This window comes from Candidatus Kryptonium thompsonii, from assembly GCF_001535985.1.
In the GTDB taxonomy this organism is placed as follows: Bacteria; Bacteroidota; Ignavibacteria; order Kryptoniales; family Kryptoniaceae; genus Kryptonium; species Kryptonium thompsonii.
In genome coordinates, this window is record NZ_CZVS01000052.1 from 1 (window position 1) to 14,283 (window position 14,283).

General features: G+C 38.4%; 14 protein-coding genes. All 14 read left to right on the top strand.

Annotated elements, in window-relative coordinates; genetic code table 11:
* The coding region (locus tag AWW78_RS07685; protein ID WP_047134790.1) for an FAD-dependent oxidoreductase at nt 1-1,417 on the top strand (1,417 nt) is incomplete at its 5' end.
* A gap of 26 nt (nt 1,418-1,443) precedes the next feature.
* Nucleotides 1,444-1,941 carry a QcrA and Rieske domain-containing protein gene (locus AWW78_RS07690; protein ID WP_047134791.1) on the top strand — a complete coding sequence of 166 codons (498 nt, stop codon included), beginning with the start codon at nt 1,444-1,446 and terminating at the stop codon, nt 1,939-1,941.
* A gap of 18 nt (nt 1,942-1,959) precedes the next feature.
* Nucleotides 1,960-3,294, top strand: coding sequence for a cytochrome b (locus AWW78_RS07695; RefSeq protein ID WP_047134792.1), 1,335 nt, complete (start codon nt 1,960-1,962; stop codon nt 3,292-3,294).
* Nucleotides 3,295-3,313: 19 nt separating this feature from the next.
* Entirely contained in the window at nt 3,314-4,516 is a 1,203-nt protein-coding gene (locus AWW78_RS07700; RefSeq protein WP_047134793.1) for a c-type cytochrome, read from the top strand.
* 22 nt (nt 4,517-4,538) lie between these two features.
* Entirely contained in the window at nt 4,539-6,428 is a 1,890-nt protein-coding gene (nosZ, locus tag AWW78_RS07705) for a Sec-dependent nitrous-oxide reductase (protein ID WP_047134794.1), read from the top strand.
* A gap of 64 nt (nt 6,429-6,492) precedes the next feature.
* Nucleotides 6,493-7,125: a hypothetical protein gene (locus tag AWW78_RS07710; protein ID WP_047134795.1), complete on the top strand. Its 633-nt coding sequence runs from the start codon at nt 6,493-6,495 to the stop codon at nt 7,123-7,125.
* Nucleotides 7,122-8,525 carry a nitrous oxide reductase family maturation protein NosD gene (gene nosD, locus AWW78_RS07715; RefSeq protein WP_075426200.1) on the top strand — a complete coding sequence of 468 codons (1,404 nt, stop codon included), beginning with the start codon at nt 7,122-7,124 and terminating at the stop codon, nt 8,523-8,525. The genes AWW78_RS07710 and nosD overlap by 4 nt, the downstream gene beginning before the upstream one ends.
* Complete coding sequence (locus AWW78_RS07720) at nt 8,512-9,423, top strand: ABC transporter ATP-binding protein (protein WP_075426201.1); 912 nt, start codon at nt 8,512-8,514, stop codon at nt 9,421-9,423. The genes nosD and AWW78_RS07720 overlap by 14 nt, the downstream gene beginning before the upstream one ends.
* A complete protein-coding gene (locus tag AWW78_RS07725; protein ID WP_047134796.1) occupies nt 9,407-9,847 on the top strand; it encodes a nitrous oxide reductase accessory protein NosL in 441 nt (146 codons plus the stop codon). The genes AWW78_RS07720 and AWW78_RS07725 overlap by 17 nt, the downstream gene beginning before the upstream one ends.
* A gap of 1 nt (nt 9,848) precedes the next feature.
* The gene (locus AWW78_RS07730; RefSeq protein ID WP_047134797.1) at nt 9,849-10,685 is read left to right on the top strand and encodes an ABC transporter permease; all 837 of its coding nucleotides are present in this window, start codon (nt 9,849-9,851) and stop codon (nt 10,683-10,685) included.
* 21 nt (nt 10,686-10,706) lie between these two features.
* Nucleotides 10,707-11,093, top strand: a complete 387-nt coding sequence (locus AWW78_RS07735; protein ID WP_047134798.1) for a hypothetical protein — start codon at nt 10,707-10,709, stop codon at nt 11,091-11,093.
* Between the two features lie 111 nt (nt 11,094-11,204).
* Complete coding sequence (locus AWW78_RS07740; protein WP_047134799.1) at nt 11,205-11,549, top strand: hypothetical protein; 345 nt, start codon at nt 11,205-11,207, stop codon at nt 11,547-11,549.
* A gap of 69 nt (nt 11,550-11,618) precedes the next feature.
* A complete protein-coding gene (locus AWW78_RS07745; protein WP_047134800.1) occupies nt 11,619-13,895 on the top strand; it encodes a TonB-dependent receptor in 2,277 nt (758 codons plus the stop codon).
* Between the two features lie 2 nt (nt 13,896-13,897).
* The coding region (locus AWW78_RS07750) for a hypothetical protein (protein WP_047134801.1) at nt 13,898-14,283 on the top strand (386 nt) is incomplete at its 3' end.

Genomic DNA, 14,283 nt, shown 5'->3' on the forward strand with positions numbered 1-14,283 from the left:
TGGCGGAATGATGAGGCATGGGATACCTGAGTTTAGGTTGTCGAGGGGTATAATAGAAAAGGAAATTAACAAAATTTTGGGGCTCGGTGTTGAGATAAGAACACTCACGCCCTTAACGAAAAATTTTGGAATTAAAGAATTAAAAGAGGAATTTGATGCGATATTTATCGCTGTTGGGACGCAAGAAGGAAGGGAAATGAATGTTGAAGGAGCAAATCTTGATGGCATTATAAAAGCGATTGATTTTTTGGTAAATGTTAATAACGGTTATAGAGTTGAGCTTGGGGAAAAAGTTGTCGTAATTGGAGGTGGGTTTGTTGCGTTTGACGCTGCGAGGACTGCTTTGAGAATGGCAGTTGAGATGGAAGAGAAGGAAAAATTGGGGAATGGCTCAACATATACCATCGTTATGGATGCTGCAAGGACCGCGCGAAGGGCTGGGGTTTTGGAAATTCACATCGCAAGTTTGGAGTCGTTCGAGGAGATGCCAGTGTTAAGAACTGCTCAGGGGAAAGAGGAATTTGAAGAGGCTGTTAAAGAGGGGATCATCTTTCATCCGCAAAGAGGGGTTAAAAGATTTATTGGCGAGAATGGAAAGGTTAAAGGGATTGAATTTATTGGGGTTAAAAGAACTTATGATGAAGATGGCAGATTCAATCCGATCTTCGATGAGAGTATAAGTGAATATATGGAAGCTGATACGGTCATACTTGCGATAGGGCAAAGACCGAATTTGAACTTTATAAAGCCAGAGGATGGGATTGAACTTACCGCAGCTGGGACGATAAAGGTAGATCGTGAGACACTTGCGACGAGTGTTCCTGGTGTTTTCGCTGGAGGTGATGTCGCATTTGGACCGAGGAATTTAATTGACGCAATTGCAAATGGGAAACAAGCTGCGATATCAATTGATAATTATTTAAGGGGATTAAAAACGAAGAAAGTTTTCAATCTTTCGATTGAAAAGATTAGAAAGCAGGATTACTCAACATATGTTGGTTATGAGATAACACCGAGGAAAGCACCCGATGTTATTCCAATCGATAGAAGAACTGGGGTGGCTGAAGTTGAAATGAATTACACCGAAGAACGGGCAGTTGAGCAAGCGAAAAGATGTTTGCTGTGTCATATCCAAACAATTTATGATGCTGAGAAATGCGTTTTGTGCGGTGCTTGTGTTGATGTTTGCCCTGAATATTGTTTGAAGCTTGTTCCAATTGAGGAGATTGAACTTGAAGACGAGGTGAAGGAAAAACTTTTACAGCATTATCAATTTACTGACGATGTTCCATTATCCGCTATGATCAAGGACGATGAGAAATGCATAAGGTGTGGTTTGTGTGCCATCATTTGTCCGACCGATGCAATGACGATGGAAAGGATGTATTATGTTGAGCAAGAAATAGTTGAGGATTAAAAAATAAAAAATTTGTTGGAGGGAGCATGAAACTTGACAGGAGAGAATTCTTGAAAAATTTAGGGATCGGTTCTCTACTTTTGGCTCTTGCAGGGCAGATTTATACATGGGTGAGGTCATTGTTTCCAAATGTAAGTTATGAGGGGACAAGGCGGGTTAAACTTGACGAACCTGATAAAATTCCTGATGGTGTAACTTTTATCGATGATATCAAGACATACATATTTCGTGAGGGTAAAACATTTTATGCGATCTCAGCAGTCTGCACACACCTTGGCTGTACGGTTAAGTATGTTGGTCTTTCAAAGCCAAAAGTTGTGAAAATAGGGGGAAAAGAGGTTGAGGTAAAATGGGAATTTCATTGCCCATGCCATGGATCGAAGTTTTATGGCGATGGGACTAATTATGCTGGACCTGCGCCAAGGCCACTTGATTGGGTTAAGGTTGAGGTTTCCCCTGAAGATGGTAAACTTGTCGTCGATTTGGGTAAAAAAGTATCACAAAACTATAAGTTAACAGTGTAAAATAAAACTGGGTATTTTATGGCTGAAGTTAAAGTTAACGGCAAAAAATTAACGAAACGAAGTTTGTTTTGGACATGGGCACCGAGGTCTGAAAAGGAAGCTGGTGATTCAATCGTTCGCAATCTTTTGCTTCACTGGTTTCCAGCGAAAGTTACATTAAAAAGTTTATCTTGGGGATATTCGCTTTGGCTTGGAACTATAACAGCTACGTTGTTTTTGATACTGACTTTGACAGGTGTTGTTTTAATGTTTCTGTATGTTCCTTCTGTTGAAAGGGCATATCAAAGTGTTAAGGACATAGAGTATGTTGTCTCGTTTGGATGGTTTATAAGAGCGATGCATAGAAATTCTGCGCATTTGATGGTTGCGTTTGTTTTTCTTCATATGGTCAGGGTATTCTTGACAGGGGCGTATAAAAATGGCATTGGTGTTGGTCAAAACAGACCGTTAAATTGGATTGTCGGTGTCATTCTTCTTCTTATAACTTTGTTTCTTTCATTCACAGGTTATCTTTTGCCTTGGGATCAGCTTGCTTTTTGGGCTATAACGGTTGGAACAAATATCGCTAAAAATGCTCCAATTGTGGGCGAGTGGATAAGGTTTGTTCTTTTGGGTGGGCATGAGATTGAGCAAAATGCTTTGATAAGATTTTATGTGCTTCATTGTTTCTTTTTGCCTGCTGCGGTTTTAATACTTTTCTCATATCATATGTGGAGGATAAGAAAGGACGGAGGACTTGCGTGTGTTGATAACCTTGTGCTAAGTCAGAAGAAAGAAAAAGTTAAGGATGGGATGAAAAGTAAGACATATTCTTTGCTTGGGTTGACGGCTGGGAGAACAGTTCAAGTTGAGACAAGTTTGATTGACGAGGAGAAATATACTGTTAATTCAGTGCCGTTTTTAATTCGTAGAATTGGGCTTGTTATGCTTGGGACATTTGTTTTTGTTGTTTTGATAAGTTTGTTTATTCATGCGCCACTTGAAGAACCAGCGAATCCAAATGTGACGCCAAACCCTGCAAAGGCGCCTTGGTATTTCCTATGGTTGCAGGAGCTTGTGGCTATAACGACGATAAGGATAGGTGGTTTTGTTTTAAATGGTGCACTTGTAGGTGGAATTTTAATTCCAGGAATTTTGGTGATTTTGCTTGCTATATGGCCATATCTTGATAAAAGTTCAAATCTTAGCACTGGGGTTTGGTTCAGCAAAGAAAGAATGAGACAAAATATAGTTTTCCTTGTCTTATGTTTCTTGGTGATTGTTTTGATAATCATTGGGACTTATATGAGAGGACCAAATTGGGAGTTTTATTTCCCATGGGAGCCATGGCCTCAATTGCCGAAGAAATTTTAAAAAAAATTAAAAAGTGAAGATGGATAAAAGCAAACTCAAAAAGGATGTAACTATAGTTTATGCTGTGGCGTTAATGGGGCTAATTGTGACCATCATCATGTATATTGGGTATTTTACGCCTGAATGGAAGAAATATCAATCCGAATTTAAACGATATGTCAGTGAGAAGCTGGGGGAAGAGAAGGCGAAAGCGATTGAATTTGGAGTTAAGCAAATTTATGTTAAGGAGCTCAACAGAGTTGATAGATGTATAACTTGCCATATGGGGTATGAATGGAAGGGGCTTGAAAATGCGCCCAATCCGTTTAAAACTCATCCAAAGGAAATTCTTGATAAGCATCCGCTCCAAAAATATGGATGCACGATATGTCATGGCGGTCAAGGGTATGCGTTAAATAAAGAAGAAGCTCATGGTTTCATTGAACATTGGGAGGAACCGCTGCTTGGGAAAGAACTTGAGGATATTTACAGACCGCCGGATAGAAAGGTTTTATTGCAGATGAATTGCAATATATGCCATCGATATGATACATTGACACCTGGGGCTGATTATATAAACTATGCTAAAAAACTTGTAAAGGAAAAAGGTTGTCGTGCGTGTCATAAAATTAACGGTCGTGGTGGGGTAATAGGGCCTGATCTTACTTATGAGGGGGATAAAGCGCCGGAGCAATTTGATTATTCAAGAATTGGTGGTTACAAATCCGTCTTTGCATGGCATGTCGCACATTTTAAAAATCCCAAAATGGTTTCTCCAGAAAGTATAATGCCCGAGATGGGGTTTGGCTCGAGGGAAGCGATAGCTTTAACACTTTTAACGATGAGTTGGAAAAAGGTTAATCTACCTCCTGAGTATTATCCGCAATCTTATACTGCGCTCGCTGATTTGCCGACGCCTGAAGAAATTGAGAAAGAAAGGCAGATGCGAGAGGGAGAAGGTGCTTTCTTTGTAAATAAAGGATGTTTTGTATGCCATTCAATTTCTGTATTTGGGATCGAATCCGCTGCTAAAATTGGGCCTGATCTTAGCAATGCTCTCGAAGATGTCCAGAGTAGATTCGGGAAGACACTTGAAAACTTCATTAAGGAACCCACAGGAACGATGTCTATTGTTTTGGGTAGTCAAATTATGTTGACTGATTCTGAAAAGGTGCAAGTGGTTGAACTCCTAACGAAAGCGTATGAGAAATACCGCAAACAACAATTAACCTCAAAACATTAAAAATTAAAGGAGGCGTAGAGCCATGAGAAGCCAAATTCAAATCGCATTAGGCATTTTAGTTATTTTCATCGCTGTCGCACTTGTTTTCCACAGTTGTAAACCTGGTAAAGAAGCTGTAAAAGGTGAAGCAGCGGAAGCTGCGCTTGCAACTTATGTTCCGCCGGGTGACCTTGATGAATTTTATCTCTTCTATTCCGGTGGTCACTCAGGACAGATTTTCGTGGCGGGAATTCCATCGATGAGGCACATTTGTACAATCCCTGTATTCACTCCTTATCCATCTACAGGTTATGGTTTTGACAAAGAGACAAAGGAAATGCTTGGTGGTTACACTTGGGGAGATGCACATCATCCTGCATTAAGTGAGACAAATGGTGAATATGATGGTAGATGGCTTTTCATCAATGATAACGCAAATAATAGGATTGCGAGGATTGATCTTAGAGAGTTTAAGACAAAGCAAATTCTTGGTCCAATTCCGAACCTTTCGGGGAACCATGGTTCTACCTTTGTAACCGAGAACACCGAATATGTCACGATAGCAACAAGGTTTTCAGTTCCGATTCCCAAGGGGACTTATGTTCCGGTTGAAGAATATGCAAAAAGATATCATGGCATAGTTGCTCTCGTTGAAGTTGATCCCAAAACGGGTGAAATGAGAATGGACGATAAGCATGGATTCCAAGTTCTGATGCCACCGTTTAACTTTGATCTTGGTGATGCTGGAAAGGGTCCAAGCCATGGCTGGGTTTTCTGGACATGCTATAACTCTGAAAGAGCAACTGGAATACTTGAGATCACAGCTTCACAAAATGATCGCGATTATATCGCTGCTGTTAACTGGAAGAAAGCCGAGGAATATTTGAAGGCTGGGAAGTATAAACTCATCTCTGGAGTTAGGGTGATTGATCCAAAAGAGGCACCTGGAGTTGTTTATCTTATGCCATGTGCGAAGTCACCGCACGGTGTTGATGTTAGCCCGGATGGAAAGTGGATCGTTGGTAGTGGAAAATTGCAGAGCATAACGACGGTTTATAACTTTGAGAAAATGCTTAAGGCTATTGAAAATAAAGATTTTGTTGGAGAAGAAGATGGAATCCCAGTGTTAAGATATGAAAGCGTGCGCGAGGCTGAGGTTCCAGTTGGGCTTGGTCCACTTCATACTCAATTTGATGATCAAGGTTATGCTTATACATCACTTTTCGTTGAGAGCGCAATCGCGAAGTGGAAGCTTGGGACATGGGAAGTTGTTGATAAAATCCCGATTGCTTACAATATTGGGCACCTTTGTGTTCCTGAAGGCGATACCAAGAAGCCCGCGGGCAAATATGTTATCGCTTTGAACAAACTTTCACATGGAAGACATCTTCCAGTTGGACCGAGCCAGCCTGAAGCATCACAATTGATAGATATAACTGGCGAGAAGATGAGATTGCTTTATGACGCTTTCACAGAGCCTGAGCCACACTATGCTCAAGCGATAAGAGCCGACAAATTAAAAGATAAGGTTTTTGAGGTTTATCGGAAAGGGATTGAGAACACGAAACCAAATGCGATATGGGATGAGAAAGATGCGAAGATAGTTAGAAAAGGGAACACAGTTGAGGTTTGGATGATTGCTGTCAGGTCAAGATTCCAGCCGTGGAAGATTGAAGTTAACCAGGGTGATAAAGTTATAATTCACCTGACAAACATTGAGCAAACGACGGATGAGATTCATGGTTTTGCAATTTGTGAATACGACATAAACGTTGTTGTTGACCCCGGTGAGACTAAGACAATTGAATTTGTCGCGAATAAACCTGGCGTGTTCCCATTCTATTGCACTAATTTCTGTTCAGCTTTACATCAGGAGATGCAAGGTTACTTGCTTGTCAAGCCAAGAGGTGGAGCAGGTGTAGCACAAAGATAAACTTATATTGAGGTGGCCCTAATTAGGGTCACCTCTTCCTTTAAAAAAAATTAAGGAAACTACAATGGAGCGCATACTTCAAAAGTGGGAAAAATTCCAGGATACACCTTTAAACTTGAAATCAAGAATAGCACTTTTAATTTCTGTCCTATTTCTTCTTGCGGTTTTTTTCTTCCCCTTGTGGAGAATGCAATTTTTTGCGACTTTTTATCCTGATGGTTTAAAACTTTACATTTACTCCTACAAACTTGAAGGCGGGAAAACAGCTGGCAGAGATGATCTTCGGGAAATTAACACACTTAATCATTACATTGGAATGAAACCTTTATCTCAAAGCGATTTCCCAGAGTTTACATATCTTCCTTTTGTTTTCGGTGCACTTGGACTTCTTGTGTTAAGGGCTATTATTCTTGGTAAGGTTTCAACGCTTATTGATCTGATAGTAATGTATTCTTATATTGGAATTTTTTCGATCCTTGACTTTTATAACAAGCTTTATACCTATGGACACAATCTCGCGCCAGATGCTCCGATTAAAGTTCAGCCGTTTACGCCACCGCTTTTTGGAAAAAAGATGATAGCACAATTTACCGTTTATAGTTATCCAAGTCTCGGTTCATTAGGACTTTTTCTTTCGCTTATAGTTCTTGTTATTGCTTTGTTTTTAACATTAAGAGAAGTTAAACCATCAGAATGAGAAAATTTTGGGGACATATTTTTTTAATTTTGTTAATTGTGAACTCATTAAACGCCGATGTTTTGAAAGTTGGGAAGAATTACGAATTTAAGAGTATAAAAGAGGCGCTTCAATTTGCGAAACCACATGATACGATTTATGTTTACGGTGGAGAATATTACGGAAATATCTTTCTTGAAAAACCTGTCGTTTTGATTGGGGTTGGAAGACCTTGGGTAAAGGGTGAAAACTGGGGTAGCACAGTTACGGTGCTTGCAGATTCATGTGTTGTAAATGGATTTAAAATTACTGGCGGTGGGAATCTACTTCAAAAGGAAGACTCTGGGATTTTGTTGAAATCATCATTTAATGTGATTGAGAATAATCTTCTTGAGGATGTTTTATTTGGCATTTACTTTTTTGCTGCAAATAATAATGTCGTCAGGCATAACACAGTTATCGGTCGACCCTATCTTGGAATTGGGGAAAGAGGTAGTGGGTTACACATTTGGAATTCAAGAAATAATTTGGTCGAGGAGAATTTTATTACGAAGGTGAGAGATGGGATGTATATTCAAGAGTCTGCAAATAACTTGATCAGGAAAAATTACGCAACGGATTTAAGATACGGGATACATTATATGTTTTCTGATTCAAATTCATTTGAGGAGAATGTTTTTATTGATAATGTTGTTGGTGGGGCTGTAATGTATTCAAGGCACATTTACTTCAGGCGAAATATATTTGCGAGAAACAGAGGATTTAGTTCGTATGGACTTTTGCTTCAATCATGCGACTATTGCGTTGCGGAAGAAAATTATATACTTGATAATTCAATCGGGCTTCATTTTGAAGGCACGAATTATAATATAGTCAGGCGCAATTTAGTTCAAAATAATGATCTTGCCATTGCTCTTTTTGCAAGTGCGAACTATGATAAAATTTACGAGAATAACTTTATCGGAAATCTCGCTTTGATAAGAACTATTGGTAATCCAAAAACGGTATCATTTAGTTATCAAGGCAGAGGGAATTATTGGGATGGTTTTCTTGGTTATGATCTTGACGATGACGGCGTTAGCGATGTTAAATTTAAATTAACAAATGTATTTGAGGATATTCAAGGTAAATATCCAGTAATTCAACTTTACCTTTCAAGCCCATCTGCGAGGGCGATTGAGATCGCTGAAAGAACGATGCCAATTGTTAAATCATTTAAAATTTATGATGAACATCCGTTGATGCGAAAGGTTGAGATTCCAAACTTGTCATATCTTGTTAAAAGGGGTGAAGCTGAAAAAATCGAAAGTAAAAGAATCGCCTTTATGGGGACAGGTTTTGTTTTCTTGTGTGCCTCTGTCCCTTTTTTGATCGTTTTCTTCAAATCAAAGAAATTAAGAAAGTTATATGCTATCGGTTAAAGGTTTGAGAAAATCGTTTAAAAATGTGGTAGCTGTCAACGGTGTGAGTTTTGATGTTGGGGAAAATGAGACAGTTGTTTTGCTTGGACCAAATGGTAGCGGGAAAACCACAACGCTTAAATCGATCGTTGGACTCGTCATCCCAGATGAAGGTGAGATTTATGTGAATGGGATAAATGTTCGGGTTAACCCTAAGGAGGCAAGAGGTTATTTAAGTTTTTTACCCCAGAGGATTTCTTTATATGAGAATTTAAAAGTTGTGGAAATACTTGAGTTTTTTAGAAAGTTAAGAAATTTACCTATTCAAAGGGTGGAATATGTGATTGAGATGCTCAACTTGAGGGATATACTTGGGAAATACGCAAGGGAGTTATCTGGGGGCAATATTCAACGGCTTGGGATTGCAATTGCTCTTATGCCTGATGTTCCAATTTTAATTCTTGATGAGCCTACGCTGAGTTTAGATCCCGAAGGAGTTATGAGGTTTAAATCTTTGCTTTCTTCGCTAAAAAAGGAAGGGAAGACAATTCTTTTTACAACTCACCTTTTAAATGAGGTTGACGAACTTGCGGATAAAGTTGGGATTCTTGTCAGTGGGAAATTGATAACATTTGAAAGCGCATCTGAACTTAAGAGAAAGTTAAAGTTTGAATCCAAAATTTATTTGATTGTTAAAAATATGAAAGATGAATTTGTCGATCTTGCGTATAATTTTGGGGCAATGGAGGTCAAGAGAAATGGAACGAGCATGATCGTGAGGGCTGATTCAAGCAAGATCCTTGACATAATTTTCAATCTCAAGGAAAATGGGGCACAAATTGAGAATTTTCAAACATCAAGTCAGTCGTTTGAATCAATTTATCAGAAATTGGTAGAAGAACATGAAAGCAGGAATTAAAACAATTTTAATTTCACTTTTAACTTTTTTAATCTATTCATGTTCGCGAGAAATGAAACCTGAGGAAATCGAGCCACACGACATTTGTTACCTTTGTAAGATGGCAATTTCTCAACTTAACTTCGCCACTGAAATTGTGACCCCGAATGGTGAGGTTTATAAGTTTGATGATATTGGCTGTATGATTGAATTTAAAAAGATGCAAGGTTTGCCAGAGGGTTCGGTGATGTTCGTTCGTGATTTTTATACAAAGGAATGGGTAAGAATTGAAAATGCTTATTTTGCTATGTCCGAAAAAATTCAAACCCCGATGAATTATTTTGTTGCAACATTTAAAACGAGGGAGTCGTTGGAGAAATTTTTAAATGAATACGGTGGTGAGGAATTTCCTTATGAACAGCTTGAAATCAAAATTTTGAAGTAAGATGAAAGGAAACGCTATTTACACGATTGCTGAAACAGAAGTTATCGTGGGTGTGAGGAACAAGTGGACGCACATTTTTACATTGATATTTACAATTCTTGTTCTCGGCATTTCTTATTTTGGTTTAAGCGCGAGTGGTTATACTGGAAGTATGCAAGATTTTTCGAGGACCACATTAAGTTTGCTTAACCTTGTTTTGTATATTATCCCACTTGTTTCGCTCGTGATTGGTGTTATTAGCTTCTCCAGCGATGGTAGATTTAACGAACTGATATTTGCTCAACCTTTAAATCGTTGGGAAATTTACATTGGCAAGTTGCTTGGTCTTATGATCATCATTTTTTCATCTATGGCTTTGGGTTTTGGTATAAGTGGGTTCATCATTTTGTTTAGGGTTGGTTCGGAAGGCGTATTTAGATATTTTGTTTTTGTTCTGCTTTCAAATTTGCTCGCTTTCATCTTTCTTGGGATTTCGGCTTTTATATCTGCCTTAGCAAAGCAAAGGGGTCGGGCTTTTGGGATTTCAATTCTTGTTTGGTTCACTTTTCTAATCTTTTATGATTTGGTGATAATCGGTGCGACAACTTTGTTAAGGGGGAAGTTGGCAGCTAAATTCGCGATGATTTCACTTCTTGGGAATCCAGTTGATATCGTTCGTGTGTTAAGTTTGATAACTTTGAATTCCCCTGAAATTTTTGGACCTGCTGGGGCTGCGTTTTTGAAGTTTTTAGGTGGAAGTCTTCAAGCGTATGTGGTTTTAATTCTTGTTTTACTTCTGTGGTTCATTTTCTCTGTTTTTTTAGCAGTTAAAATTTTTTCAAAACAAGACATAACTTAAAACAAATTTGTGGAGGAGAAAATGAAGAAGGTAATTTTTATCTTAACAAGTTTGGTTTTCACACTTAGCATCGCACTTGCACAGGGGCAAAAGGATTGGAAGACAACGTGTGAAAAGCAGTATAATGATAACCTTGCGGTTAAACAAGTTGTTTTGAACTTACTTGATCAAGTGAAGAAATCAGAACAAACTGATGTCGTTAAGAAAGATGTGGCTGATGCACAATATTGGATAAATCTCGGCGATGAGATAATGAATAAGCAAAAAGCAAGAATGGACAAAGGTGAATATAACGAAGATGTCTTTACACAGCTTGGTTATGCGTGGAGATATTATGTCGAGGCGGGGACGAAATTAACAGTCGCTTTGAATAGTTTGAGTGTTAAGGTTAAAAAGAAAGGAAGTTAAGATTTTAAAACTTTCTTTATGTCTTTTGGGGGATATGTTTTTATATCCCCCGCTTTTAATGGTTAAAGAATTATGAACTGACAAGCGGTGTTGAAATGTTTGATAAATAGTATGGCTTCTATTTTACTTGTTTTCATCATGTTTTTGAATTATGGGTCGCAGATATTTTATAAACATCATCATCACGGAGATATTTGTCATTGTAATGAAAATTGTGGGTGTGGTTGTAAGGGTAAAGTTGTTGTTAATTTGATAAATTCGGTTTGCTTTGATTCTGAAGGATGTGGTTGTAAAAAGGGGCAGATCGTTTCTAAATCTCCTACGGAAGAAGGGCTTATCATTGTTGAGAATAAATTTTCATTTTCATTTCGAGATCCCTTCCTTGCATTTTCTGAAGTTTTAAAATTCTTACCAATTCAATCTGACATATTTCACCCTCCTGAGGAGGAATTGTAGGTAAATATCTGATAATTCCCAATTGATTAAAAACTTGAATTTTAAAAAATTAAACTCAGGAGGAGTGCTATGCGAATTAAGTTTTTAGCTCTCATAGCCTTAATTTTTACCATTTCACAAAGCTATTTTGCTCAAGAGAAAGGCTTGATTCGCGGTTTTGTTTATGATTCTAAAGCTAAATATCCGCTTGTAAATGCGAATGTTTGGCTTGAAGGTACAAATCGCGGTGATGTTACGGATTTCAAAGGTTATTTTGAGATTAAAAATCTTGAGCCAGGGAATTACACTGTTTCTGTTTCCTATGTTGGATATAAGCGTGCAAAAGAAGTGGTTTCGCTTGGCTTAGGTGAAGTTAAGACGCTTGAGATTTACTTAGAGGAGCTACCCTATTTTTCGGTTGAAGAGATTGTAGTTTTTGGCAAGCCTGCTGAAGTATATAATCAGGCTGAGATTGGAGGCAGGGAGATAACGAAGAAGGCGCCACGTGATCTTGGTGAATTTGTCAAAAACTTTTCAAATGTATCAGCAGTAAAAAAAGGTGGATATGCTCTTGACCCTGTTGTTAGGGGTTTGAAATTTGATCAGTTGAACGTTCAAATTGATAATGGTATAAAGATTGAGCCTGCTTGTCCAATTAGAATGGATCCGCCAGCTTCACATGTTCAAGCCGAGGATTTGGAAAAAGTTGAAATTTTAAAAGGACCTTATGCTCTTCGTTATGGTCCAAACTTGGGTGGCGTTCTTAATTTTGTTCTGATAAAGCCGAAAAGATTTGATAAATTTTCAGTTGGAGGGAAGCTTGAGACCGGATATGAAAGTAATTGGAATGGGAAGGTTGCAAAGTTGACTTTGTCAGGTGGTCAAAGATTATTTGATTTTGCGGTGTCGGGTGGAATGAAAGATTATGGAAACTATAAGGATGGTTCAGGAAATCAAGTTCAGGCGGGCTTTAATATAAAAGATTGGTCTGGCAAATTTGGATTTAATCCAGGTGATAACCATAGACTTCAAGTCTCAGTTCGCGGGATATATGCCCGGAATGTTTTCTTTCCAGCCCTTTTAATGGATGAAAGGAGAAGTGATTCAAGGATAATTTCAGCTGATTATGTTTCAAAGAATTTAAGCAGTTTGATTAACGCTATTAATTTGAAGGCTTATTATTCAAAAGTCCATCACATAATGGATAATGAATTTAAACCGACAAGGATGATGGTTGAGGCAGTTACAGATGTTAACACATTGACTCAAGGAGCTCGAGCTGAGGTCGGTTTAATTTTGGGTAAGAGCGTAGTTTATCTTGGCTTTGATTATTCGAAGGTTGAAAAGGATGGATTTAGAACGAGGAAAATGTTGACAGGACCTATGGCTGGGAAGACATTTAAAGACACCGTTTGGCAGAATTCTTATATTTCAAATTTAGGTGTTTTCTCGGAATACAGAACGGGTGTTTATGATTTTAACTTGATATTTTCAGCAAGATATGATTTAAACTACGCCGATGCGAGAACACCCGCTTCATCTTTTGCAGGGCTATTTAGCTCACTTTCATCTAAGCACTATAGTTTCAGCGTGAGCGCTGGAATTGATAAAGCGGTGACATCAAATGTTAAGTTATCAGTTTTGCTTGCTTCAAGTAAGCGAAGCCCGAATATAAGTGAGAGGTATATAAACTTTTTGCCAATTGGACTTGACAACTATGATTATATCGGAAATCCTTTGTTGAAGCCTGAGACGAACAACAGCATTGATTTAATTTTAAACAGCAAAATGCTCGGTGGCGTTGTCAAGGGTGATGTCTTCTATTATTATGTTAAGAATTTTATCAGTGCTAAGGTGAGACCGGATTTAATGCCTAAGAATATGGGGGTCCTTGGGGTGAAGCAATTTATCAATATTGAGAGCGCGAGGCTTTGGGGCTTTGAGATAGGTTATACTTCAACATTTAGCAGGGATTATGGATTTAGCTTGAATATTTTCAGGACAAAAGCCTGGAACGCGGTGACTGATGAGCCCTTGCCAGAAATTCCACCGCTTGAGGCGAGGACGACAATTTATTATAATTTGTTTGGTGGGAAAGTGGTGCCCGAACTTACAGTAAGGGCTGTTGCTAGAAAAAGCGATGTTTCAACAAGTTACGGTGAAACTCAAACACCGGGATTCGTGCTCGTTAATTTTGTGATGAGCATTGACTATTTCAAATTTGTGGATATTTCACTTGGGGTGAACAACTTGTTAAATAAAACCTATTATGAACATCTGAACAGGCGGATACGGACGACAGGTGTCCCGGTCTATGAACCTGGTAGAAGTTTCTTTGTGAACTTAGCAATAAAGCTTGGAGAGTAAAAATGAAGAACAAAATTTTTGCGATTTCAATTTTAATTTTTCTTATACCTTTGGTTGCCCTCGGGCAATCGGCGCTTGATTATCTTAAGCCTGATTTTGGGCGTAAGATCGGTGTGTGTAGCGTCTGTAATATGGATGTCTTTGAGAAAATGATGACGAGCGTTGAAATTTTAGTTGATGATACGGTTTATCATGCCTGCGGGATTGGATGTGCAACCGCTATAATGGAAGGTAAGAATGTAAAAGATGTTAAGGTGGTTGATTTTAAAACTTTTAAATTAGTTGACGCTAAAAAAGCATGGTTTGTCACTGGTAGCGTGATTTCACCAGCGAGAGCCATGTTGCCTGAATTTTCATTCTCAAGCAAAGAGGATGCCGAAAGCTTTTC

Bases quoted from the DNA above. Each gene is read 5' to 3' on its own strand.
- AWW78_RS07690 (WP_047134791.1), top strand. From the start codon at position 1,444: ATGAAACTTGACAGGAGAGAATTCTTGAAAAATTTAGGGATCGGTTCT.
- AWW78_RS07730 (WP_047134797.1), top strand. From the start codon at position 9,849: ATGAAAGGAAACGCTATTTACACGATTGCTGAAACAGAAGTTATCGTG.
- AWW78_RS07695 (WP_047134792.1), top strand. From the start codon at position 1,960: ATGGCTGAAGTTAAAGTTAACGGCAAAAAATTAACGAAACGAAGTTTG.
- AWW78_RS07700 (WP_047134793.1), top strand. From the start codon at position 3,314: ATGGATAAAAGCAAACTCAAAAAGGATGTAACTATAGTTTATGCTGTG.
- nosZ (WP_047134794.1), top strand. From the start codon at position 4,539: ATGAGAAGCCAAATTCAAATCGCATTAGGCATTTTAGTTATTTTCATC.
- nosD (WP_075426200.1), top strand. From the start codon at position 7,122: ATGAGAAAATTTTGGGGACATATTTTTTTAATTTTGTTAATTGTGAAC.
- AWW78_RS07740 (WP_047134799.1), top strand. From the start codon at position 11,205: ATGGCTTCTATTTTACTTGTTTTCATCATGTTTTTGAATTATGGGTCG.
- AWW78_RS07735 (WP_047134798.1), top strand. From the start codon at position 10,707: ATGAAGAAGGTAATTTTTATCTTAACAAGTTTGGTTTTCACACTTAGC.
- AWW78_RS07725 (WP_047134796.1), top strand. From the start codon at position 9,407: ATGAAAGCAGGAATTAAAACAATTTTAATTTCACTTTTAACTTTTTTA.
- AWW78_RS07745 (WP_047134800.1), top strand. From the start codon at position 11,619: ATGCGAATTAAGTTTTTAGCTCTCATAGCCTTAATTTTTACCATTTCA.
- AWW78_RS07720 (WP_075426201.1), top strand. From the start codon at position 8,512: ATGCTATCGGTTAAAGGTTTGAGAAAATCGTTTAAAAATGTGGTAGCT.
- AWW78_RS07710 (WP_047134795.1), top strand. From the start codon at position 6,493: ATGGAGCGCATACTTCAAAAGTGGGAAAAATTCCAGGATACACCTTTA.